The organism is Comamonas sediminis (assembly GCF_041107495.1).
Taxonomy (GTDB): Bacteria; Pseudomonadota; Gammaproteobacteria; order Burkholderiales; family Burkholderiaceae_C; genus Comamonas; species Comamonas sediminis.
Window position 1 is genome coordinate 152,481 of sequence record NZ_JBGBDC010000002.1, and the last position, 19,057, is coordinate 171,537.

General features: G+C 61.2%; 32 protein-coding genes. 18 read left to right on the plus strand and 14 right to left on the minus strand.

Annotated elements, in window-relative coordinates:
• The first annotated feature begins 88 nt into the window (after positions 1-88).
• On the plus strand, positions 89-838 hold the full coding sequence (locus tag AB7A72_RS04870) for a 2OG-Fe dioxygenase family protein (protein WP_369459180.1): 750 nt from the start codon (positions 89-91) through the stop codon (positions 836-838).
• 84 nt (positions 839-922) lie between these two features.
• Here AB7A72_RS04870 and AB7A72_RS04875 read toward each other — a convergent pair whose 3' ends face one another.
• The gene (locus AB7A72_RS04875) at positions 923-1,909 is read right to left on the minus strand and encodes a Bug family tripartite tricarboxylate transporter substrate binding protein (protein ID WP_312409173.1); all 987 of its coding nucleotides are present in this window, start codon (positions 1,907-1,909) and stop codon (positions 923-925) included.
• A gap of 240 nt (positions 1,910-2,149) precedes the next feature.
• Here AB7A72_RS04875 and AB7A72_RS04880 point away from each other — a divergent pair, with 240 nt between their 5' ends.
• Complete coding sequence (locus tag AB7A72_RS04880) at positions 2,150-2,707, plus strand: peroxiredoxin (protein ID WP_312836263.1); 558 nt, start codon at positions 2,150-2,152, stop codon at positions 2,705-2,707.
• 92 nt (positions 2,708-2,799) lie between these two features.
• Positions 2,800-3,615 (plus strand): MlaE family ABC transporter permease, encoded by an 816-nt coding sequence (locus AB7A72_RS04885; RefSeq protein ID WP_239812699.1) that lies wholly within the window; start codon positions 2,800-2,802, stop codon positions 3,613-3,615.
• On the opposite strand, the gene AB7A72_RS04890 is transcribed toward AB7A72_RS04885, so the two are convergent.
• The 12 genes from AB7A72_RS04890 to AB7A72_RS04945 form a co-directional block, all read right to left on the minus strand.
• The gene (locus tag AB7A72_RS04890; protein WP_369459181.1) at positions 3,612-3,803 is read right to left on the minus strand and encodes a hypothetical protein; all 192 of its coding nucleotides are present in this window, start codon (positions 3,801-3,803) and stop codon (positions 3,612-3,614) included. The genes AB7A72_RS04885 and AB7A72_RS04890 overlap by 4 nt on opposite strands.
• Positions 3,804-4,088: 285 nt before the next feature.
• Positions 4,089-4,367 carry a pyocin activator PrtN family protein gene (locus tag AB7A72_RS04895; protein ID WP_182322727.1) on the minus strand — a complete coding sequence of 93 codons (279 nt, stop codon included), beginning with the start codon at positions 4,365-4,367 and terminating at the stop codon, positions 4,089-4,091.
• Between the two features lie 107 nt (positions 4,368-4,474).
• Positions 4,475-4,954 carry a hypothetical protein gene (locus AB7A72_RS04900; RefSeq protein ID WP_369459182.1) on the minus strand — a complete coding sequence of 160 codons (480 nt, stop codon included), beginning with the start codon at positions 4,952-4,954 and terminating at the stop codon, positions 4,475-4,477.
• Between the two features lie 2 nt (positions 4,955-4,956).
• Positions 4,957-5,346, minus strand: coding sequence for a hypothetical protein (locus AB7A72_RS04905; RefSeq protein ID WP_369459183.1), 390 nt, complete (start codon positions 5,344-5,346; stop codon positions 4,957-4,959).
• A gap of 120 nt (positions 5,347-5,466) precedes the next feature.
• The gene (locus AB7A72_RS04910) at positions 5,467-6,135 is read right to left on the minus strand and encodes a hypothetical protein (RefSeq protein WP_369459184.1); all 669 of its coding nucleotides are present in this window, start codon (positions 6,133-6,135) and stop codon (positions 5,467-5,469) included.
• A 24-nt stretch (positions 6,136-6,159) separates the two neighbouring features.
• Complete coding sequence (gene rdgC / locus AB7A72_RS04915; protein WP_369459185.1) at positions 6,160-6,342, minus strand: recombination-associated protein RdgC; 183 nt, start codon at positions 6,340-6,342, stop codon at positions 6,160-6,162.
• Positions 6,343-6,414: 72 nt separating this feature from the next.
• Positions 6,415-7,482 (minus strand): hypothetical protein, encoded by a 1,068-nt coding sequence (locus AB7A72_RS04920; protein WP_369459186.1) that lies wholly within the window; start codon positions 7,480-7,482, stop codon positions 6,415-6,417.
• 7 nt (positions 7,483-7,489) lie between these two features.
• On the minus strand, positions 7,490-8,224 hold the full coding sequence (locus AB7A72_RS04925; protein ID WP_369459187.1) for a hypothetical protein: 735 nt from the start codon (positions 8,222-8,224) through the stop codon (positions 7,490-7,492).
• The gene (locus AB7A72_RS04930; RefSeq protein WP_369459189.1) at positions 8,217-8,984 is read right to left on the minus strand and encodes an ERF family protein; all 768 of its coding nucleotides are present in this window, start codon (positions 8,982-8,984) and stop codon (positions 8,217-8,219) included. The genes AB7A72_RS04925 and AB7A72_RS04930 overlap by 8 nt, the downstream gene beginning before the upstream one ends.
• 99 nt (positions 8,985-9,083) lie before the next feature.
• On the minus strand, positions 9,084-9,260 hold the full coding sequence (locus tag AB7A72_RS04935) for a hypothetical protein (RefSeq protein ID WP_369459190.1): 177 nt from the start codon (positions 9,258-9,260) through the stop codon (positions 9,084-9,086).
• Entirely contained in the window at positions 9,253-9,393 is a 141-nt protein-coding gene (locus tag AB7A72_RS04940) for a hypothetical protein (RefSeq protein ID WP_369459191.1), read from the minus strand. The genes AB7A72_RS04935 and AB7A72_RS04940 overlap by 8 nt, the downstream gene beginning before the upstream one ends.
• A 20-nt stretch (positions 9,394-9,413) precedes the next feature.
• Entirely contained in the window at positions 9,414-9,659 is a 246-nt protein-coding gene (locus AB7A72_RS04945) for a hypothetical protein (RefSeq protein WP_369459192.1), read from the minus strand.
• A 222-nt stretch (positions 9,660-9,881) separates the two neighbouring features.
• Here AB7A72_RS04945 and AB7A72_RS04950 point away from each other — a divergent pair, with 222 nt between their 5' ends.
• A complete protein-coding gene (locus AB7A72_RS04950; protein ID WP_369459194.1) occupies positions 9,882-10,280 on the plus strand; it encodes a hypothetical protein in 399 nt (132 codons plus the stop codon).
• Positions 10,281-10,846: 566 nt separating this feature from the next.
• Here the strand turns inward: AB7A72_RS04950 and AB7A72_RS04955 are convergent.
• Complete coding sequence (locus tag AB7A72_RS04955; protein ID WP_369459195.1) at positions 10,847-11,545, minus strand: LexA family protein; 699 nt, start codon at positions 11,543-11,545, stop codon at positions 10,847-10,849.
• 84 nt (positions 11,546-11,629) lie between these two features.
• Between AB7A72_RS04955 and AB7A72_RS04960 the strand changes: the two genes are divergently transcribed.
• The 14 genes from AB7A72_RS04960 (at position 11,630) to AB7A72_RS05025 (ending at position 19,025) form a co-directional block, all read left to right on the plus strand.
• Positions 11,630-11,875 carry a transcriptional regulator gene (locus AB7A72_RS04960; RefSeq protein WP_369459196.1) on the plus strand — a complete coding sequence of 82 codons (246 nt, stop codon included), beginning with the start codon at positions 11,630-11,632 and terminating at the stop codon, positions 11,873-11,875.
• A gap of 190 nt (positions 11,876-12,065) precedes the next feature.
• Positions 12,066-12,344, plus strand: coding sequence for a hypothetical protein (locus AB7A72_RS04965; protein WP_239812125.1), 279 nt, complete (start codon positions 12,066-12,068; stop codon positions 12,342-12,344).
• Entirely contained in the window at positions 12,341-12,643 is a 303-nt protein-coding gene (locus tag AB7A72_RS04970; RefSeq protein WP_369459197.1) for a hypothetical protein, read from the plus strand. Before AB7A72_RS04965 ends, AB7A72_RS04970 begins: the two co-directional genes overlap by 4 nt.
• Positions 12,640-13,599 carry a helix-turn-helix domain-containing protein gene (locus tag AB7A72_RS04975; protein WP_312530451.1) on the plus strand — a complete coding sequence of 320 codons (960 nt, stop codon included), beginning with the start codon at positions 12,640-12,642 and terminating at the stop codon, positions 13,597-13,599. Before AB7A72_RS04970 ends, AB7A72_RS04975 begins: the two co-directional genes overlap by 4 nt.
• Positions 13,596-14,369 carry a hypothetical protein gene (locus AB7A72_RS04980; protein ID WP_369459198.1) on the plus strand — a complete coding sequence of 258 codons (774 nt, stop codon included), beginning with the start codon at positions 13,596-13,598 and terminating at the stop codon, positions 14,367-14,369. The genes AB7A72_RS04975 and AB7A72_RS04980 overlap by 4 nt, the downstream gene beginning before the upstream one ends.
• Entirely contained in the window at positions 14,366-14,605 is a 240-nt protein-coding gene (locus AB7A72_RS04985; RefSeq protein WP_312530455.1) for a LexA family protein, read from the plus strand. The genes AB7A72_RS04980 and AB7A72_RS04985 overlap by 4 nt, the downstream gene beginning before the upstream one ends.
• A 5-nt stretch (positions 14,606-14,610) precedes the next feature.
• On the plus strand, positions 14,611-14,817 hold the full coding sequence (locus tag AB7A72_RS04990) for a hypothetical protein (protein ID WP_369459199.1): 207 nt from the start codon (positions 14,611-14,613) through the stop codon (positions 14,815-14,817).
• Entirely contained in the window at positions 14,811-15,161 is a 351-nt protein-coding gene (locus AB7A72_RS04995) for a RusA family crossover junction endodeoxyribonuclease (protein ID WP_369459200.1), read from the plus strand. Before AB7A72_RS04990 ends, AB7A72_RS04995 begins: the two co-directional genes overlap by 7 nt.
• Positions 15,154-15,675 carry a DUF1367 family protein gene (locus tag AB7A72_RS05000; RefSeq protein WP_369459201.1) on the plus strand — a complete coding sequence of 174 codons (522 nt, stop codon included), beginning with the start codon at positions 15,154-15,156 and terminating at the stop codon, positions 15,673-15,675. Before AB7A72_RS04995 ends, AB7A72_RS05000 begins: the two co-directional genes overlap by 8 nt.
• The gene (locus AB7A72_RS05005) at positions 15,672-15,989 is read left to right on the plus strand and encodes a hypothetical protein (protein ID WP_369459202.1); all 318 of its coding nucleotides are present in this window, start codon (positions 15,672-15,674) and stop codon (positions 15,987-15,989) included. Before AB7A72_RS05000 ends, AB7A72_RS05005 begins: the two co-directional genes overlap by 4 nt.
• Before the next feature lie 361 nt (positions 15,990-16,350).
• Complete coding sequence (locus AB7A72_RS05010) at positions 16,351-16,707, plus strand: hypothetical protein (protein WP_369459203.1); 357 nt, start codon at positions 16,351-16,353, stop codon at positions 16,705-16,707.
• A 109-nt stretch (positions 16,708-16,816) separates the two neighbouring features.
• A complete protein-coding gene (locus AB7A72_RS05015; protein ID WP_369459204.1) occupies positions 16,817-17,005 on the plus strand; it encodes a hypothetical protein in 189 nt (62 codons plus the stop codon).
• Between the two features lie 99 nt (positions 17,006-17,104).
• Positions 17,105-17,755 (plus strand): hypothetical protein, encoded by a 651-nt coding sequence (locus AB7A72_RS05020; RefSeq protein ID WP_369459205.1) that lies wholly within the window; start codon positions 17,105-17,107, stop codon positions 17,753-17,755.
• Positions 17,748-19,025, plus strand: a complete 1,278-nt coding sequence (locus tag AB7A72_RS05025; RefSeq protein ID WP_369459206.1) for a PBSX family phage terminase large subunit — start codon at positions 17,748-17,750, stop codon at positions 19,023-19,025. The genes AB7A72_RS05020 and AB7A72_RS05025 overlap by 8 nt, the downstream gene beginning before the upstream one ends.
• Positions 19,026-19,057 lie beyond the last annotated feature (32 nt).

The window sequence follows — 19,057 nt, forward strand, 5'->3', positions numbered from 1 at the left end:
GCGGGCAGTGCTGCGGCGCTGCCCAAAGTTGTGTAGCACGCAATGCTTTTGAGACCGCCGTAAGCTCGCCCGCTTGACGGAGTTTTACATGCAGTCCTTTCCCCCTCCCTATTGCGATGCCGACACAGTAGACGGCACCTTGCGCGCCTATGGCTATGCGGTGCTGAGCCCCGCAGCGGTTGCACAGTGGGCCGCCTGCCAGCCAGAGGAGCTGGCGGCGCTCAGCGGCCACTGGGAGGCGATGCCCCACGATGCGTACCTCAAGGATGGCGGCCGGTACCGCAAGCGCCGCCATTCCTGCTATGTGGTGCAGGATGACCAGGTGCAGGCGGTGGCCCACCGTGCCCACTGGCAGCCGGTGGAATACAACGCCTTGCATGGCGGCATGCAGCGCTGGTTTGAACCGGTGACGGACACCACGCAGGCGCTGCCGGCATGGAGCCAGATCATGCGGGCGCTGGGGCACACGGCGCAGGCGCTGTTTCCCAGCGCTGAACACGCGCGTTGGTACACCGAGGCCCACCAGTTCCGCATCGACACCGCCGAGGGCATTGGCCGGCCCACCCCTGAAGGCGCGCACCGCGATGGCGTGGACCTGGTGGCGGTGTTTCTGGTGGCACGCGAAGGCATCAAAGGCGGGGAGACCCGGGTGTTTGATGCCCAGGGCCCGCAAGGCCTGCGCTTTACGTTGACGGAGCCCTGGTCGCTGATGCTGCTCGATGATGCCCGCATGATCCATGAGAGCACGCCGATCCAGCCCCTGGGCGAGGCTGCCGGCCACCGCGACACGCTGGTGGTGACCCTGCGGCGCGAGGCATTCCAGGGCGACGGCGCCTGAGCGCCTGCAGCGCCGTGGGCCACTGGGCGTGGCCACAAAAAAAGGGCACCTGCAAGGTGCCCTTGTCGTGCCGAAGCCTTCGGATTACTGGATGGTCGCGCCGGAGGCTTCGACGATGGCCTTGGCATCCTGGAAGTCCTTGTGGAAGAACTTGTCGAAGTCAGACACCGACATGGCTTGCGGCTCGGCGCCCTGGGCCAGGATGGAATCCTGCACTTCCTTCTGGCCCAGCAGCTTGTTCACCTCGGTGTTGAGCTTGCTGACGATGGGGGCGGGCAGGTTCTTGGGGCCAAACAGCCCATACCAGGTGCTCACATCAAAGCCTTTCATGCCCAGCTCGGCGACGGTGGGCACATCCGGCAGCGACGTGCTGCGCTTGGCCGAGGTGACGGCCAGCGGACGCAGTTTGCCAGCCTTGATCTGACCGATGGCCGAGGGCACCGAAGAGACCAGCAGGTCGACATTGCCGGACAAGGTGTCGAGCAGCGCGGGGTTGGAACCCTTGTAAGGCACATGGGTCAGCTTGACGCCGGCCGCCTTCTCAAACAGCACGCCGGCGATGTGGATGCTCGTGCCATTGCCGGGAGAGCCGTAGGTGATCTTGCCGGGATCGGCCTTGGCTGCGGCGATCACATCGTTCAAGGTCTTGAATTTGCTGTTTTCCGACGTGGCGATGATCACCGGCGAATAGGCCACATGGGCAATGGGCGTCAGGTCCTTGCCGGGGTTCCAGGGCAGGCCCTTGTACAGGTAGTAGCCCAGCACCACATTGTCCTTCTGGCCCATGACGATGTCATAGCCGCTGGGCTGGGCCTTGGCCACTTCGCTGATACCGATGGTGCCGCCGGCGCCCGCACGGTTGTCCGCCACCACGGTCCAGTGGTTCTGCTCGCTGAGCTTTTGTGCAATGATGCGCGCGAGGATATCGGTGCCGCCGCCTGGCGGAAAGGGCACGACCATGCGTACGGGCTTGCTGCCGGGGTAGTCTGCCCCCGGGCCCTGGGCCATGGCACCCGATGCTGCACCCACCGTAAGGGCCACGGCGGCGCATTGCAGAATCTGTTTCATCATTGTGTTGTCTCCTTGAGAGTGACACCTTCGCATGGCTTTCGCAGAGGCGGCCAAGGAGGTAGTTGCATAAACGGTCAAAGGGGTGATGATGCATGCCATCACGCCAGGTGGCATATTCTAGGGGCTGTGGTGTTGGGCGATGTTGCGCAGGCAGGTTGCAGCATGCAAAACATGACAAGCGGCTGACAGCCCCGCCTTGGGCGTATGCAGATGACAACAGTGACAACAGAAGGATCGACTATGAAAGCAAAACTCGTGGGGGCGCTGGCCTCGGTAGTCATGGGCTGTGCGGCGTTGGTCAGCCTGCCCAGCCATGCGGCACTGGCTGTTGGCGCCCAGGCGCCGCTCTTCAGCACCCAGTCGGCATTGGCCGGCAAGGTGCAGCGTTTTGACATGGCCGATGCCTTGAAGCGCGGCCCCGTGGTCCTGTACTTCTTCCCCAAGGCCTTCAGCCAGGGCTGCACCATCGAGGCCCATGCGTTTGCCGAAGCCACGCCTGCTTTTGCGGCATCCGGTGCCCAGGTCGTCGGCATCTCGCACGATGACATCGCGACGATGCAGCGCTTCTCCAGCGAAGCCTGCCGCGACCAGTTCAGCGTTGCGTCCGATCCCGATGCCAAGGCCATCAAAGCCTATGACGCGGGCTCGGCCGCACGGCCCGGAACAGCATCGCGCATTTCCTATGTGATCGCTCCGGACGGCAAGGTGATCTATGCGCATGAGGGCAGCGATCCGCTCGAACACGTGCAGCAGACCTTGAAGGCGGTGCAGGACTGGAAGGCGCGCCAGAAGTCCTGAGCTGCTGCGGCTGCGGGCGGCAGCCGTGCTGGGCGCTGCCGGCATGCTGCTGAACACTGCCCATGCTGGCATCTATCGCCTATGATCGCCTGATGCTGGCAAGTCTGCTCCAACCCCAATGGCCCCACCGGACCTGGCGCACCGCGCGCCGCTGGGCGGTGGCCTGGTGGCGCATTTTCTATCTGGGCGCCGTGGTGCTGGTGATGCTGATGTCACCCAGCAGCTATGGCCCGCAGACGCGCGCGCGCCTGATGCGCCGCATGTATGTCGACACGGCGCCCATCCTGCTGGGCTTTACCGCGCTGGCCGCGTTGCTGTGCCTGGTGGTGGCGCGCATCGTCTTTGTTACCGCGACCAGCTATGGCCTCTCGCGCGTGGCCGTCGAGATGGTCATCCGCGTGCTGGTGCTGGAGCTGATTCCGCTGACGGCCGCGCTGTTTGTGGCGATGCGCTGCTCCATCCCTGCGGGGGCCTCCTTGGCCAAGATGCGTGAGGACGGGCATTTTGAGCGTCTGCGCCAACACGGCTATGACCCAGTACGCACCGAGATGCTGCCGCTGGTGGTGGCCAGCATGTATGCCTCGATCACGTTGGCGGCCTTGTCGTGCGTGGTGTCGCTGGTCATGGTGTATTTCAGCGTTTATGGGCTCAGCTGGGTCGGGTTTGATCTCTACACGCGCATGTTTGCCAGTGTATTCACACCGATGGTGACCTGGCTGTTCGGGCTCAAGACCGTGCTGTTCGGACTGGCCGTGGCGTTGATTCCCACTGCATCGGCCATGTACCGGCCTTACGGCATGGACCGCAACGAAACCCTGGGCCCCGCATCCGACCTCAGCGGTCTGGCGCGCATGTTTGCGGTGCTGCTGCTCATTGAGGTCGGGTCGCTGCTGGGGAACTACTACTAGCGAATCACCCGGCCGGCCGCCGCGCGTGGCAGCGGCGGCCCAGCCCTAGCGCGCAAAGCGCCCAGGCCTTCCAGATCAGCCACCGCCAGCGGTTTGCTTTTGTGTACGACCCGCAGCAGGTCTTCGTCGTACAGATCTGCATCGTCCTGCGGCGCGCGTCCAACATGCAGCGCCACCGCGTTTGACAAAGCCGGGCCTCCGGGTGGCAGAAGGCGCATGCGCAGGCCTTTTTGAGGCCGGTCAGCGCCCGGGTGGCGCAACATTTAAAATACACCATTGCCTGCATGAGTCCCTGCCTCAACTGCACGCCACCCCTTCTTGGGCCATGCATTGGCCGCGCAACCACCATGACTGATTTTCTCTCCCACAGCCCTTGGCGCATGTCCGTCGCGCCGATGATGGATCGGACAGACGAACGAAAAAAATCCCCATAAGTACAAAGACTTATGGGGATTCTCTTTTTGCATGTTGCTTTATTGTTGCACCCGTTCGCCATTTAGTTGCTTCGATTCCTTAACGCCGGCTGCGCGTTGAGCGTCAATGTAGGTGGCCAAATCTGTGAGATGGACCCCTTTGGCCCCCTTTTGCGAGTTGGGCTCGATGCGGGTGAGGGGAAGGCGAATTTCGCCCGTCGCGATCTTGCGCAGGAACTTTTGCGTTCCCAAATGCGGGAAGTAGTCCTTGACCACCTGATCGAGCGGAATCACCGCCATGGCGTTGTACTGAGCCATAAGCAGAAATGCCGTGTTCATTTAAATTCCTCTGTGCAAAAAAAAGAACCCCGCTTTTTGGCGGGGTTCGGTTGGGATTCGCTCACAGTAAGACGTGAGCTCAGTAAGCATCCCAGTTCTATAGAAATCTAATCGCTGGCTGGACTGAAAAAGATACCGGCGTCGGCAGGTATGGTCACTAGATTGGGATCAGACGGATATCCACCTCGGGAATCTACATACTCGTCGATGACTGGACGAGTGAGCTTAAGAATGGCCCTTGCTAGCGCCCTCGCTTCTGGTTGTCTACGTGCGTGTGCGTGCATGCCTACCCAGCGTGCAGCGGCGATTAGCTGCAGGGCGATGCCCACCACGTCGCAGGGCGCCTTGCCACCTGCCGGGATGGTTTGGTGCAACAGGATGCTGCCGCTCTCTGGATAGTCAGCCAGCCAACAGTGCAGGCTGTGGACGCCAGGTGCGACATAGGCTATGGTTGGATCAGGGCCGATGCAAACCCGGTCATTTAGCTGCTTTTCCGTCCGCTCTGGAGCGATGGCATTGAGTGCGTCCAGCAGCTGGTGACCGTTGAGGATCACTGGGGCTGCTGAATGGCTGGGTGTTTGGGTCATGCCTATCCTTTGATAAAGTGCTTGCGACTTCCGAGGCCGTGCCAGGGGTGGCCTGGCCGAGGGCCGGAGTTCAAGATGGCCTGCTCTCGCTCTTCGGGCGTGCGCGGCTCAGGATCGGGAAGCTGCGGGGCAGGCTCTGCCATCGGCACAGCGGGGCGGTAGGGGCGCTCAGTGACCCCGTTCTGGCCTTCGACGTAGGGCAGCGTGATAGCGCCGTCGATGGCCTTCACATAGTCCACTTCGACCTTCGCGCTGTTGATGATGACCTGCGCCGTGTTATTGGCGATTTCTGCTCGCTTGAGGTCTATGTCCTTTGCTGGATCGGTCAGCGCTTCGAGTTGCTTGAAAAGCATTTGACGGAGGTGTTCACCGGTGTTTTTGCTGATGTTCATTTTTTGTAGCGTCCAAGTAGTCCAAAACAAACGAATCCACGATAGTTGAGACTGCGCCGAGCACGGCTGTAATGCGCTCGGCAGGAACTCGACCTGACCGTATAGCGCGCAGGGTGGCCATCATTTCCCTTTTAGCTTCTTCGCTTCTCTTACGATTTGGCGCTTTAACTGCGCTAACTCCTGTACCTCTGGCGGCAGGTGCACCCCTATCAGAGTCGGCCATAGTTCATCCTTTTTGATTAGCCGCAAATTGCTCGGCGCCCGGGGAAGATATTTGTTAGCGATCATCAACGTGTAGCCATCGGGCACCGGTCCGTTGATTTCCTCCCACTGAATAACATCGACACGCTTCCAGTTCGCTGTGCGGCTCAAAGGTGCATCTGCTACTTTTCTCCGGGTTAAACCGGTTTTTGGGTCGGAATATTCATAACCAACTGGCCTTGTGTCTTTTGGACGGCGAATTCCTATTCGCTCTAGACGCTGGCATACAGACTTTGCGGTTCGGCCCATATAACGCCCAATTTCAACTGGGCGTTTTCCTTCGCTGTATTGACGACTCAGAAATTCGTCATCAGCGTTGGTCCATACGCGTAGATCATTACGCTTGAAGAGCCGAAGATCTGCAGCTTTCCGTTCAGTGCTGAAGAACGAGTGACCTATCCTCTCAGCAATCTCCTTTACGGGGTGATTGCCATACATTCTGCGAAGCGTAGTGAGATCCTCATCTGTCCAACTTTTGCGTGCAGTCTTGTTGGATGCAGGGTTGGGTGGAGTGGCTGGCCGTGTCATACGATTATTTCTCTCCTTCCCAAGTTAACCATCCTTGAAACGATGCTCTGGTGCTCCATGGCTTTCAGCAGACTGGCAGCGCGGCGCCATCCAGTCGGTGGACTGCTCTTGCGTGGCGCAACACGCCTCAAATTTCTGCTTGGCCATCGCATGGTCGAGTTGCATCAGGTCGGGCTCCCAGCTTTCGGAAATACGATAGATGTTCATATTTTTAAACATTTGTGTTACAGAAGTGCATCGAGCCCACACGTTGGCGGGCCTGGGAAAGGGTGGGGATTGTCAGGGTGCCAATGGCAGTTCAAGCCCCAGGCCAGCTAGGTGCTGGACCATGGCCTCACGGATGGCCGGCAGATCGCAGGCGCGATAAAGTCGCTTTGACTTGTCGGTGGCGACATGAGGAAAACCCAGCTGCTCCAGGCCGGCGGCATCGATGCTCAGCGGGGCAATCAGGGTCTTGATCTGGACCAGAGACACGCGCGCATCTGTATGCACCTCGGCGGCAGGCGCGGCCCCGGCGGCGGCACGCGCGGCAGGTGTGGGCATGACGGCGGTAGCTAGCCGCGCAGCAGCGGCGGCGGGCGCCGGCGCTGGTGCTGCAGGTGCTGCCACTGGTGCCGCTTGCGGCGAGGGCGCCAGGGCCTCACGCTGGCGGGCCAGCTCGGTGGCCTGCTCATCCAGCTTGAGCTGCTGCGCGGCCAGCTCGGCCGCTACGCGCTCGTTTTCCTGCCGCTGGGCCTCTGCCGCGTCTACCCTGCGGCGGTCGGCGGCCATCTGCTCCAGTCGGCTGATGGTCGCGGCCTTCTCGGCGGCGGCGCGGTCGGCGAATTCCTCGAACATTGCCGCGCTCACGTCGATGCCGCGCACGTAGGTAATGCCCGCCTCGATGCGCTCCACCGCCAGGCCGCGCGCCTTGTCCGAGTAGCCCGCAATTGTGGCAATGGCATCGGTGTGCTTCTGTACGCGCTCTGCTTCGGCCTTTTCCTTAGCGGCTTTCTCGTCGGCCAGCTTCTGCTCATGGGCCTTGATCTGCTTGTCGATCGCAACCTCTGCGGGCTCCACGATGGCGATCAGGCGGGTAGCCTCAGTCTCGATCACCGTCTTGCAGTCGTTCAGCTGCCCCTTGGTCTGGTCGCGCAGGCGCTGGATGGCGAAGCGGCCAGACTCGCGCAGCTCCAGACGCGCATCGCGCGCAGCCTTGGCGCCCTTTGTGGTGGTCATGTCGTAGGCCACATTGTGGTACTTGGCGGCCAGCGCCGTCATATGGGCCGCCAAGGGCGTGAACAGCGCCAGGGCGGCGTCGTTGATGCTGGGCGTGCCCAGGGCGGTGGTTGTCAATTCGTTGCTCATGGTGTCCTCATGCGGCAAAGGGGTCGGCGATCACGGCGTTGCCCATGGCCTGGGCGACGGCGGCCTGGGCCTGCGGGTAAACAGCGGCCATGTCCGTGTGGTGGGAGTGGGTCTGGTCGAACTCGGTCAGCGCTTGGCGGAAATATTCCTGCGCGGCTTCCAGGCGTTGCTGGATCAGTGCTTCCTTGGCAAGGTCGCGCTTGATGGTCCAGCTGGTGACGCGGTGGTGCTCGGCGATGTGGTCCACGATGTGCATGGGCAGGGGCTCATAGCCGATCAGCTTGTCCGGGGTGTTGACCAGGCAGTAATCGACCTGCCATTCGTCAGCGTCCCAAAGCATCATGTAGGCGCGCATCTGCCACTCGTAGATGGGGTCCATGCAGTCCTTGAGCCAGCCGGGGAAGGTCTTGGCCGACCAGGACGCTTTGATGTCGTGCCCGCGCCGGTTGGCCGCGTCGAACAGGTCGCACTCGCCGCTCAGCCAGGTGTTGGTGCGGCGCTCGGTGTTCTTCACCAGGGCCAGGCCGCGCACGCGGTTGAGCAGCTCGATGCATTCCTGCTCGACCTCGATGCCCTTCTGGGTTTCCTTGCTGGAAAACTCGAAGTCGATGCCGAATATTTCCTGCTGGGCCAGGCTGCGGATGTAGGTCTTTGCGCCCACCGACAGGATGCCCTCGGCCTTGGTCTTAGGCTCGGTCATGATGCGGCCCAGGCTGTGGCACCGGAAGAGAGTGTTATGCATTGGCAACCCCCATTGCTGCGTTGAAGTCCTTGAGGCCCTGGATGTCGCGGGCCTTGCTGATTTCGGCGCGCGCTTGCTTGCAGGCGGCCTGGAACTCTGGCGTACCCTTGACGCTGAGCGCGTAGTCGATCCAGCCCTGTGTGAATTCCGAGACGGGCTTGGGCGGTGCGGTGCCGGGCGGGCTAGCAGCGTTGCCGTCGTCGTCGTCTTCGCCCACGGCCACGTTGAAGATGTCCTTGAGCAGGTAGCGCTTTCCGTAACTCTTGCCCGAGCCCACGGCGTGCGTGCGGGTCATGACATCGCCACCCTTGGCGCCTTTGCCATCAGCCGGGATGTCGCAGTGGTAGGTGCGGGTGTGGCCGCCAATGTGGGCGACGTAGCAGACCACGCGCACAAAGCCTTCTGCAGCGCCTTCGCCTTCGTCAAAGCTGAGGGAGAAGCCGTAGGAGGTGTAGAGGGGTCGGAGGTGACGGTCCAGCTGCGCATAGCTGGCGTACTGGCTGCGCGTCTGCGGGTTCACCGCATCTGCGGCGATCCGGCCCATCTGCGACTGCGCGCCCACCATGGCCATGTTGAATTGCTGCTCGGCCTCCTTGGCCGTGATGCGCTCATGCAGGTCCAGCAGGCGCTCCATCTTGTCCATCTGGATTTCTGGGTTCTTCGCCGCGGCGATGATGGCCCGGGTCAGCTTCGCGGCTTCGGTGTTGTCCGCGTGCAGCGGCAGTGCAGGGGCAGGGGGGCGGGTGGTGACTTCGTTCATGGCGTTACAGGAATGCGATGTTGGTTTTGGCGATGAGGTTCACGGCCGCGATGGCCGTCACGTTCAGCGCGATATAGAGCAAGACCCAGAGGGGGAGCTTCATTGGTCGGTTCCTTTCTTGGTGCTCAGTGCCACCTGCTGGGCGGCGTGCATCGCGTCCTGCACATCAGCGGCGGTAGCCTGCTCGACGGCCAGGTCGGTACCAGGGTCGGAAAAGAAGATCACTGCCAGCAGGGCGGCCAGCATCCAAGCTGTGTGGATTGCGTTTTTACGCATAGCGGCTCCAGAGAATTGCGATCAGGCCCAGCGCGACGGCCAGGCCCAGCCAAATGAAAGGCCGCTTGTGCAGCGGCCTGGTGTAGCGTTCAAACGGGTCAAAGTAGGCACCCTGGCCCCATGCTTCTTCCATCGTTCGAGGGGTAGGGCGGTTCAGTGGATGACGCAAGCAAGATCCTCCTGCAGCTCACCCAGCACGCGGCGCACGCGGTGGCCGCCGGCAGGAGTCACGCGGTCCAGCTTGTCCGCTGCTTCGGTGACAATTTCCTGATAGCCCTTGATGATTGCCAGCAGCTGGGCGTTCTGCTCTTCAAGTCGCTCACGCACTGGATCAGCCAGTGGATCGTCGGGCAGCATGCCGTCGTAGTCGTCTTGAGCGCGGGAGAGTGCATAGGTCATGTGAAGCCCCAAATAAAAAAGCCCGCACTGGGCGGGCAAAGGCGATGAATGTTCCGAAACAGTGCACCGTGGAGAAATTCCTTGATGCAGCCATAGTCTGGATGAAAAGTACGTTACAAAGCTGCTTTCAGGAGGTTCTATGTCAATTCGTCAATTTTCTGCTTGCATTGGCGTGCAGCCATGTAGAAAAGTATTCCAAGCAGCGCGTTCAGGAGGCTTTGTATGAGCATCATGAACGACACAACATTGATCTCTTGGGTGCAGATAGTCATATCAGCATTGAGCGCATGGATTGCCTGGATGGCATACAAAAAGATGGATGTTGATAAAAGCAGGGTTAAAGCCCCTATAGAGACTCGATTGGCAAACGTCGGTGTAGCGCTGGCGTTTTCTGGTTCGATCTTGAGCTTCATGGGGTTCTCGGGTTGGGGCATGTTAGCCATACTGATTGCTTGCGTATTTCTAAGCACCGCCATTGGCATGCGGCCTGGGCCTATTGCTCGTATCGAAGTGCTGGCATTGGTTTGGATAAACACTGCACTGGCTATCGGCATTTCTTCTTACTTGGTCATCAAAGTTCTATTGCCAAACGAACTCTTGCTCCAAAAAATTGCGCAATAGGTTGGTTGATGGCTTCCTGTGTGCGCCCCAGGTTGCTTTTCAGGAGGTTGCAGACTTTCACTGCTTGCAGGTAGGCCAATACCTGTCACGCCATCACATTGATCAACTACCCCAATTGATCAATGTGATGCCCCTGTCTCCAAGGGCGGTGCGTTTACTCGCTGGGCTTTGCTGTTCTTGGCAACCCTGTTTGCCTCACCCCGTACACACCCAGGGGCTGGTGCCGCAGCTGCCATCTCGTTCGTTTGTTTCCCCGTATCCACGGTCCTATCTGGTTTCTCACCAGCCTACTAGCCTTAGCTGCGTGATCCTTTCGCCCCCCTGCGGGTTCTTGCCCGACTCTTGGAAGCCCGGGCGATCCCCCCGGGGTCTTCGGGGGCTGGTGATCCTGGCTCCCTACGAAGCTCATTAGCTTCGGTAGGATGCATCTTAGCCTGAGGCTAATATTTTCGTCAATAGCTCTAGGCTAACTTTCTCGAAATTTTTCACGGTCGAGCTTTTTCGAGCCAAAAAAAACGCCCGATCGGGCGTTGGTGATGAAGTTGGGAGAGGCTCTGGTCAAGGGCCTACCTATAGGTCCGGCGATGTTCAACCATCGTTCCGATGATCTCTATAGCTTGCTCGTCTGAGCGCATGGTTGGATAGTCATCGTTCAGTGGCACCAACTCAAAGATATCGTTCCCGAGCACATCAACAGATCGGTGGCGATACTTTTTGAAAGTAGCTTCCTCGCGACCATTCTTTGCGAAAACGAACGAGCCTGGCCGAGGACGCACGGAGGGATCAATGATTATCAAATCACCGTCCCTGAAATCCGGCTCCATCGAATTGCCACGCACAGTGAGAGCGAAGGTCTCCACAGAATGGGCATCACTGGAGATGAGCCAGTCGTATGCATCCGACAGCTGAAAGCTGTTTGCAATTTCCGTCCATGCTCCTGCTTGCACGTATGAAATATGAGGGATCAAGCGCGAGCCTTTGGGTAACTTGAACTCCACATTGGATCCGCCTGGCATGGACAAATCACCTGATTCGGCGGGAACATCCATCCAGCCCTCAGGCTTACCGGCCTTGGCCTCTATCTCTCGAGCGACGGCATTGCTCATCACTCGCGGCTTGCCAGTTTTTGAGTTTAACGACGCGTTGAGCCATTGGCTGATTTGGGCCGGGGCTTTCCCGATGGTGTCGGAAAGAGCGGCTTGACTCCCCGCCTCCTTGATGAGCAGGCCCAGTTTTTCACGTCGAGTTACGTCTATCGGTTGCATGGCGTCAGTATTTAGCGTGAAGCTAACATTGGCAATGAGCGCAGGGCTATTGACTTTGGTTAGCCTAAGGCTAATAATTCGTGAATGACCCTATCCGAATACATCAACGCCCAGGGCCGGGGCGCAATTACCGCCCTCGCTAAACAGATCGGCGCACCTACCCCCGACGTGTCGCGTTGGGTGTCCGGAGAACGTCCCGTACCCATCGGACGCTGTGTAGCCATTGAAGCTGCTACTTCAGGTGTGGTGACGCGGAAGGATTTGAAGCCCAGTGACTGGCTTCGCTTCTGGCCAGAACTTGCCAGCCAAGATGAAACCGCTGAAGCCTAGCGGAGACATCCGCGAACAGTACACAGAGCTTCAGAACCGGGGCTCATTTTTCCCCTGCTGCGCCACTTTGGCGGCGCATACGCCGTGAGAGCGCTCTACGGGCAGCGCTGCTTGCAGACACCTTCTCACCAACAAATTCAAACCGATACGCGGGCCGGGCTACGCCTGCGCTGTCCACAAGGATCACGCTATGACAGACGATTTCACCCCGATACCCTTCTCTCGCTCTCTCATCGGCGGCAAGAAAACTGAGAAGCTGGAGTCTCGGATTTCCGACGAGCTCAAGGAGCTTGCGCGCCGCAAATGGATGGACGAGGGTTTCCAGTCCGAGTCCGAGTACCTCGAATTCGTCGTCGCTGTTGATGTGTGTGGTGTTGACCATGTACGCAGTTTGATCCAGCAACGCTACGGCCGGGTCTTCTCTTTGTCTGACAAGCGCCAGACCGGTGAGGGGAGCGGCCAGCGATGATCGAAACCCCTTACCAAAACCACAGCGACACCTCCCGCTCAGCGGCAGAGGCCATCGTTGATGTCGCGCACACGTTCAAGGCCAAGGTTCTGGACGCCATCCAAAAGGCCGGTGCCAATGGCATGACCGACGAAGAGTGCGCACGGCAACTGCTGCTCGACCCCAACACCCAGCGTCCGCGCCGCGTGAAGCTGGTGGAGGAGAAGCTGGTGGTGGACAGCGGCCAGCGCCGCAAGACCCTGGGTGGACGCAATGCGATCGTGTGGGTTTCGGTGCCCTTGGAGCAGGGACACGAATGAGCACGATTCTCATGGGAGCATGTTGGCCACTGCAGGGCATGTCGCCGGCGCAGAAGGCAGTGCTTGTGTCGCTGGCCGATCAAGCAAATGACGATGGCGTCTGCTGGCCAGGTATCACCACGATTGCAAAGCGCACCTGTCTGTCGGAGCGTGCAGTGCAAGACGCACTGGCGTGGCTGCAGGCTGTCGGCTTGGTTTTCCGGGAGTACCGCCTCAACACCAGTACGAGCTACACCATCACGCCGGATGGGTACAAGCCTGAAAACGCACCGTCAAAGCGTGCCCGACTCACCGGTGCAGATGGCGCACCTGGTGCAAATGGCGCACCCCCCGCAAATGGCGCACCAGGTGGTGCAGATGGCGCACCACCCCCCCGCAAATCGCGCACCCCTGGGGTGCAAATGGCGCACCCGGGTGGTGCAGATGGCGCACCCAAATCTACATTGAACCGTAAGAAGAACCGTAAAGGAACCACCAATGAAGGTTCGGACGGGGCTGACGCACCCGCCGTCCCGATGGTCATCGTGGCACCGGGTGGGGCGATCCACACCATTCCCGGAGAGCTTCGTTACCCCGGCGAAAAGACCCAATCGCACAAGACCTGGATCGCCTACGCCATCGCTTACCACGGCCGCTACAACACCTGGCCCATCTGGAATGCGACTGTCGGCGGGCAGATCACCAACCTCATCAAGCGCATTGGCGCAGAGCTGGCCCCCCGGGTAGCTGTCCACTTCGTGCGCCGCGTGAACGAGGAATTCGTGGTCAAGCAAATGCACCCCGTAAAGCTGCTGCTGGCCGACGCCGAGAAGTGGGCAACGCAGTTCAAGACGAACGCGACCATCACCAGCACGCGCGCCAAGCAGATCGACCAGTCCCAATCCAACTTCGACGCTGCTGATGAGGCCATGGCCATCATCCGCGCAAACCGTGAAAACCAGGGAGCAAGAGCATGAACGAGCTAGAGATGCAATGGCTTGTGAAGCAGCTGATGGGCACCGCTGAGGTGCTTGGTCAGACTTTGAGCCCCACCGCTGCAGCCATGATGGCTGAAGACCTGAGCAGCTTTCCTCAGCTGGTCCTGGCCCGCGCATTGAGCCGGGTGAGAAACGAGCACGCGGGGCGATTGACGCCCAAGGCGATTCTGGACCGCATCGATGAGGCTGTCGGCCGGCCTGCCGCAAATGAGGCATGGGCCATTGCATCGACTGCTCTGGACGAACGGGCCACCGTCGTGTGGACCAACGAAATGGCCGCCGCCTGGAGCCTGGCCCGCCCGGTGGCCGAGGCTGGTGACATGGTGGGCGCGCGCATGGCGTTCATCACCGCCTACGAGCGGGTCGTGCGCGGCGCGCGTGAGGCCAAGGCCATGCCCACCGTCACCGTTTCCATCGGCTGGGATGCCGAAGGGCGCAACCCGGCAATCGAGAAGGCCCTGGAGCTGGGCTACATCACGCCTGAGCGCGCTGCGCAGGAAATGACCATCACGCTGCCGCCGCCCGTCTTCAACCCCGTTGCCCTGCTGACAGGCCGTGTTGAAGAGACGCCGGGCGCAGGCCTGACGCCGGAGCTGCGCGCCCGCCTCAAATCTTTGCGCGATGACCTGGCCAACCGCCGCAGCCGCACCGGCGCCGTGCAGCGCCTGGAGCGCATCAAGCAGGCCCGCTACAAGCGCGAGCTGAACCAGCGCGTGCAGCAGCGCCTGGCAGAGGAAGGCAAGGCATGAAGACGATTCCACCCCGCCAGTTGGAGGTGCTGACCTTCATGCAGGCCTTTTTTAAGGACAACGACCAAACCCCGCCAATGGCGTTGATTGCCAAGCACTTTGGCTTTCGCTCCCCCAACGCCGCGCAGTACCACATCGATTGGCTGCTACGCCACGGCTACCTGGAACGCAACAGCCTCGGCAACCTGAAATTTTCGCGCGGCATGACTCCGCAGATGGACGCAGCAGATGCATAAGAAAAATGACCGAATTCCAGAAGACACGCGATTGGCTGGTGACGCTGGCCATGACGCCGGGATGGTGGCACTACAGCAGGGAGCAGGCCGCCCAGCTCGAGAACGACCCGCAAGCAGCCGGGGCCTGGGCGGGGATGCGTCAGGCAGTGCGGGCCGAGCTCAAGGCAAAGGGGTTTCGGCCGCCCCCGGCGGAGCTGGAGCAAATGTGGTGATCGCCCGTGTAACGCTGCCTTGGCCGCCCAAGGACCTGAGCCCAAATGCTCGAGTTCACTGGACGCGCCTGGCCAAGGCCAAGAAGGCCTACCGCGCGGCGTGCGCGCTGCAGGCGCAGGTGCAGGGTGTCCGCCGTCTGGCCGCCGGCAAGCTGCATGTGCACATCACGTTCTATCCGCCCACGCGCCGCGCCTTCGACCTGGACAACGCTTTGGCGCGCATGAAGTCCGGCCTCGATGGTCTGGCCGACGTGCTGGGGGTGGACGACAAGCATTGGAGCCTGGGCATTGAACGTGCCGGGGACATCGGTGGGATGGTGAAAGTGGAGGTGCGACATGCCTGAAATCACGATTGTTCGTCAGGAAGCTGTGCAGATCAGCGAGCAGGACGCCGCAGTGGCGCGCCGGGTCATCTTCGGCATCGTGGATGGCCTGGGCGAGCGTGGCCGCAGCCAGTGGCGCCGCCTGTGGAACCGCCTGATGCGCCTGGAGCCCGGTGAAATGGTCGAAATCAAGACCGTGCAGCCACGCCTGGGTTGGTATCACCGCAAGCACATGGCCATGGAGCAGGCGGTCTTCGAGACGCAGGAGCGCTTCGAGGACTTCGAGAGCTTCCGCACCTGGTTGAAGGTGGGCGCAAGCTTTGTCGACTGGTATCCGGGGCCCAAGGGTGGCGTGATTCCGGTGCCGCGCTCCATCAGCTACGCAAACCTGGAGCAGGGTGACATGGAGCAGTTCCACGCGGACGCCGTCAATTTCCTGCGCAGCGAGCACGCCGGCGCAACCCTGTGGAAGCACCTGGGGCCCGCGCAGCGCATCGAGATGATCGAAACCGTCCTGAGGAGCTTCGGGAAATGAGCCGAATGAAGGAATGGAACGACGCGCAGCTGTACGAGCTGGCCGGCTGCGTGGAGCGGCGCATGACCTGGGCCCAGATCGCCGAGGAATACCAGATCAGCATCCCATGGGCCAAGCAGGTCTACAAGCACTACCTGCACCGGCAGGCCAAGGGCACCTTTTCCCACTGGACGCCGATGCGGATCATGAACATGTACCTGGACCACAAGCGCGGCGCAGGTGCAAGCACGCTGGCCCACAACTACAAGAGCAATGTGATGGTGGTGATGCAGAAGCTGGGGTATGCCCGGCGCCTGGTGAAAGGCGAGCAATGACACAAGCCCGTGAAACCTCATGGACCACAGTGATCAATGGCCAGCCAGCCGTGATTGTGGTCAAACAGGGACCCGCACCACGCAAGAATTGGAAGGATGTGCCCCCCGCTGATGCCGTGGACTACTGCGTAATGGAGGAGGCGCCGGAGGCCGAAGAGTCGCAATGCTTAGCCAGCGGGCTGGCGGGCGTCCTTTTGCTGGCTCTGCTGATGACGGCCGCTGTGATGGTCGCGTCAGCTGCAGTGAGGTGCGCAGCATGAAGCGCGGAGGATTCAGGCAAACCGCCTGGGCCCCTGCGCCCAAGACCGTGCACCAGCCTCTGGCCAGCGCCCCGAACTATGCAAGCGCGGCCGGCGCCACGGTGCCACCGATCAAAAAAGGCGAGCATCTGCGCAATGAGGACTACCGCCGTGCCGTGGCAAGCCTGCCATGCTGCGCGTGCGGCATCGTGGGGTACAGCCAGGCGGCCCACGCCAACCACGGCAAGGGCGCAGGCCTCAAGACAGACGACCGCACCTGCTTTGCACTCTGCTGTGACCGGCCGGGCGTGAAAGGGTGCCACCCGAAGTTCGACCAATACGAGCTGTACCCCAAGGCTGCTGCAGCCTTGGTGGCCGAGGCATGGGGCGCTGACACACGCCGGCGCTTGGTGCTGATGGGCAAATGGCCAAAGGATCTGCCAAAACTGGAGGAGGTGGCTGATGTGCTTGAACGGTGACGGTATCAGCTGGATGGCTGGGCAGCTGGGCTCGAGGGCCGAGCCCCCGAGGAGCCGGGCACACAACCCCCGGCCGCCTGGCGTGATCCGGCCAGGTAGCGGGACCGACGTGCTTCTGCGCTTCCTGCAGGCCAGCCCCAAGCGCAGCTACTACCACTCAGAGCTGGTCCTGGCTCTGGGCCGCTCCAAGGGGGAAGTGGATTGGGCGCTGGTCTACCTGAAGGAGAGCCAGCTTGTGAAAGCGGTCGTGGTCGAGCTGCCAGGGCGCAAGCCCGTGATGCGGTACGAGCTGCTGTAGCAGGCTGCTGGCCGGAAATGGAAGCCCCGTGCGTTGCTGCCGGGGCTTTTTCATTGGTGCGCACGGCCGTAAGCGTGCCAAGCATGCCAAGTTGCCCGCATGAGCACAGAGAAACCACAAGCCCCTGCGGACTGGGACAAGATCGAGCTGGATTACCGGGCTGGGATCAAGAGCCTGCGTCAGATCGGCGCAGAGCACGGCATCAGTGAGGGGGCAATCCGCAAGCGCGCAAAGCGTGATGAATGGACGCGTGACCTGTCGGAACGCATCCAGGACAAGGCAGAGCAGCTGGTACGCAAAGAGGCGGTACGCAAAGAGGTACGCGCGGAAAGAGCTGCGTCCGAACGTGAGGTGGGGGACGCCAATGCGCAGGCCGTGGCCGACATCAGGCTGGCCCACCGCCGTGACATCAGCCGGGCGCGCAGGGTGACGAATGCGCTGCTGGACGAGCTGGAGCAGCAGGCCGACCCTGAAACCGTGCAACTGCTGGAGACATTGGGCGAGCTGCTGTACGCACCAGACGACAAGGGCCGCGACAAGCTGAACGAGCTGTACCAGGCGGTTATCTCCCTGCCCGAGCGCTCCAAGACCATGAAGGTACTGGCCGAGAGCCTGGTCAAGCTGGTGGACCTGGAGCGCACGGCGTTCGGCATGGATTCAAAGGAGCTGGTCGGCGTGGCTGCTCGGGCCGGCGCACGCATCGCTGTCGAGTTTGTCAAGCCTGCACCGGTGGAAGATGACGATGATTGAGCCGCCACACGCCCGGCTGCAGCTGCCGGAGAAGATGGCCGACATCTGGCTGCCCTGCCGCTACAAGGTGATGTACGGCGGCCGGGGTGGTGGTAAGTCCTGGTCGGTGGCTTCGGTGCTGCTGGTGATGGCGGCCGAGAAACCGCTGCGCATCCTGTGCGCCCGAGAAATTCAGAAGTCCATGCGCGACTCGGTGCACCGACTGCTGAAGGATGCCATTGTGCGGCTGGGCCTGGAATCGTTCTTTGAGGTGCTGGACACGGAGATCCGGGGCGCCAATGGCTCCCTGTTCCTGTTCGGCGGCCTGCAGAGCCACACCGTGGACTCGATCAAGTCCTTTGAAGGTGTGGACATCGTCTGGGTGGAAGAAGCGCACAGCGTGAGTAAGAAGTCCTGGGACGTGCTCACGCCCACCATCCGGAAGGAGGGCAGCGAGATATGGATGACCCTCAATCCGGACATGGAGACGGACGAGACATACAGCCGCTTCATCAAGACCAAGCGCAACGATGTTTGGCTGTGCGAAATCAACTGGCGGGATAACCCGTGGTTTCCCCATGTGCTGGACCTGGAGCGTCGCCAGTGCAAGCTGCTCGACCCCGACAACTACGCGAATATCTGGGGCGGCAAGCCCAAGCGGACTGCGGCCGGCGCGATCTACGCCAAGGAGATCGAAAAGCTTTACCAAAAGGGCCGCGTGTGCCGCGTCAGCTACGACCCGCGCTTGCCCGTGCACACCGTCTGGGACTTGGGCTGGTCGGACTTCATGGCCAGCTTGCTCATTCAGCGCACGCACATGGACTTCCGCTGCATCTCCTACTACCAGGACAGCCACCGCACGGTCGAGGACTATGTGATCCAGCTGGAGAACGAGTGGGACGTGATATGGGGCACCGACTTTCTACCGCACGACGCGCGCAACGGCGACGTTAAGAGCGGCACGACCGTGGAGGGCATCATGCAGGACATGGGCCGCACATCGCATGTTCTGCCGGTGTCTGGCATCGAGGCAGGCATACGCCTGGCGCGGTCGCTCTTCCCCAAGGCCTATATCGATGAGGAAGAGTGCGATGTGTTCCTGGACTGCATGAAGCGCTACAAACGGATGATCGACCCGCGCACCGGGCAGCCAGGCGCGCCGCTGCACGATGACGCCAGCCACGGCGCTGACGTGTGGCGCTATGCCGGCCAGGCGGTGCCGCTGATGGACAACGGCGTCACCACCAGCGCAAAAGCTTTGCGCCGGCGCGGCGGTGCAATGGTTCGATAGCGTGCCAAGCCTGCCACTGTGGCGGGCATGCC

Excerpts from the sequence above, each read along its gene's own strand:
- AB7A72_RS04980 (WP_369459198.1), top strand. The coding sequence starts at position 13,596 with ATGAACGAGCTAGAGATGCAATGGCTTGTGAAGCAGCTGATGGGCACC.
- AB7A72_RS04970 (WP_369459197.1), top strand. The coding sequence starts at position 12,341 with ATGATCGAAACCCCTTACCAAAACCACAGCGACACCTCCCGCTCAGCG.
- AB7A72_RS05000 (WP_369459201.1), top strand. The coding sequence starts at position 15,154 with ATGCCTGAAATCACGATTGTTCGTCAGGAAGCTGTGCAGATCAGCGAG.
- AB7A72_RS05005 (WP_369459202.1), top strand. The coding sequence starts at position 15,672 with ATGAGCCGAATGAAGGAATGGAACGACGCGCAGCTGTACGAGCTGGCC.
- AB7A72_RS04960 (WP_369459196.1), top strand. The coding sequence starts at position 11,630 with ATGACCCTATCCGAATACATCAACGCCCAGGGCCGGGGCGCAATTACC.
- AB7A72_RS04885 (WP_239812699.1), top strand. The coding sequence starts at position 2,800 with ATGCTGGCAAGTCTGCTCCAACCCCAATGGCCCCACCGGACCTGGCGC.
- AB7A72_RS04920 (WP_369459186.1), bottom strand. The coding sequence starts at position 7,482 with ATGAGCAACGAATTGACAACCACCGCCCTGGGCACGCCCAGCATCAAC.
- AB7A72_RS04975 (WP_312530451.1), top strand. The coding sequence starts at position 12,640 with ATGAGCACGATTCTCATGGGAGCATGTTGGCCACTGCAGGGCATGTCG.
- AB7A72_RS04940 (WP_369459191.1), bottom strand. The coding sequence starts at position 9,393 with ATGGAAGAAGCATGGGGCCAGGGTGCCTACTTTGACCCGTTTGAACGC.
- AB7A72_RS04950 (WP_369459194.1), top strand. The coding sequence starts at position 9,882 with ATGAGCATCATGAACGACACAACATTGATCTCTTGGGTGCAGATAGTC.
- AB7A72_RS04990 (WP_369459199.1), top strand. The coding sequence starts at position 14,611 with ATGACCGAATTCCAGAAGACACGCGATTGGCTGGTGACGCTGGCCATG.
- AB7A72_RS04880 (WP_312836263.1), top strand. The coding sequence starts at position 2,150 with ATGAAAGCAAAACTCGTGGGGGCGCTGGCCTCGGTAGTCATGGGCTGT.
- AB7A72_RS04895 (WP_182322727.1), bottom strand. The coding sequence starts at position 4,367 with ATGAACACGGCATTTCTGCTTATGGCTCAGTACAACGCCATGGCGGTG.
- AB7A72_RS05025 (WP_369459206.1), top strand. The coding sequence starts at position 17,748 with ATGATTGAGCCGCCACACGCCCGGCTGCAGCTGCCGGAGAAGATGGCC.
- AB7A72_RS04875 (WP_312409173.1), bottom strand. The coding sequence starts at position 1,909 with ATGATGAAACAGATTCTGCAATGCGCCGCCGTGGCCCTTACGGTGGGT.
- AB7A72_RS04955 (WP_369459195.1), bottom strand. The coding sequence starts at position 11,545 with ATGCAACCGATAGACGTAACTCGACGTGAAAAACTGGGCCTGCTCATC.
- AB7A72_RS04870 (WP_369459180.1), top strand. The coding sequence starts at position 89 with ATGCAGTCCTTTCCCCCTCCCTATTGCGATGCCGACACAGTAGACGGC.
- AB7A72_RS04930 (WP_369459189.1), bottom strand. The coding sequence starts at position 8,984 with ATGAACGAAGTCACCACCCGCCCCCCTGCCCCTGCACTGCCGCTGCAC.
- rdgC (WP_369459185.1), bottom strand. The coding sequence starts at position 6,342 with ATGAACATCTATCGTATTTCCGAAAGCTGGGAGCCCGACCTGATGCAA.
- AB7A72_RS04925 (WP_369459187.1), bottom strand. The coding sequence starts at position 8,224 with ATGCATAACACTCTCTTCCGGTGCCACAGCCTGGGCCGCATCATGACC.
- AB7A72_RS05020 (WP_369459205.1), top strand. The coding sequence starts at position 17,105 with ATGAGCACAGAGAAACCACAAGCCCCTGCGGACTGGGACAAGATCGAG.
- AB7A72_RS04945 (WP_369459192.1), bottom strand. The coding sequence starts at position 9,659 with ATGACCTATGCACTCTCCCGCGCTCAAGACGACTACGACGGCATGCTG.
- AB7A72_RS04905 (WP_369459183.1), bottom strand. The coding sequence starts at position 5,346 with ATGAACATCAGCAAAAACACCGGTGAACACCTCCGTCAAATGCTTTTC.
- AB7A72_RS04965 (WP_239812125.1), top strand. The coding sequence starts at position 12,066 with ATGACAGACGATTTCACCCCGATACCCTTCTCTCGCTCTCTCATCGGC.
- AB7A72_RS04985 (WP_312530455.1), top strand. The coding sequence starts at position 14,366 with ATGAAGACGATTCCACCCCGCCAGTTGGAGGTGCTGACCTTCATGCAG.
- AB7A72_RS04900 (WP_369459182.1), bottom strand. The coding sequence starts at position 4,954 with ATGACCCAAACACCCAGCCATTCAGCAGCCCCAGTGATCCTCAACGGT.
- AB7A72_RS04935 (WP_369459190.1), bottom strand. The coding sequence starts at position 9,260 with ATGCGTAAAAACGCAATCCACACAGCTTGGATGCTGGCCGCCCTGCTG.
- AB7A72_RS04910 (WP_369459184.1), bottom strand. The coding sequence starts at position 6,135 with ATGACACGGCCAGCCACTCCACCCAACCCTGCATCCAACAAGACTGCA.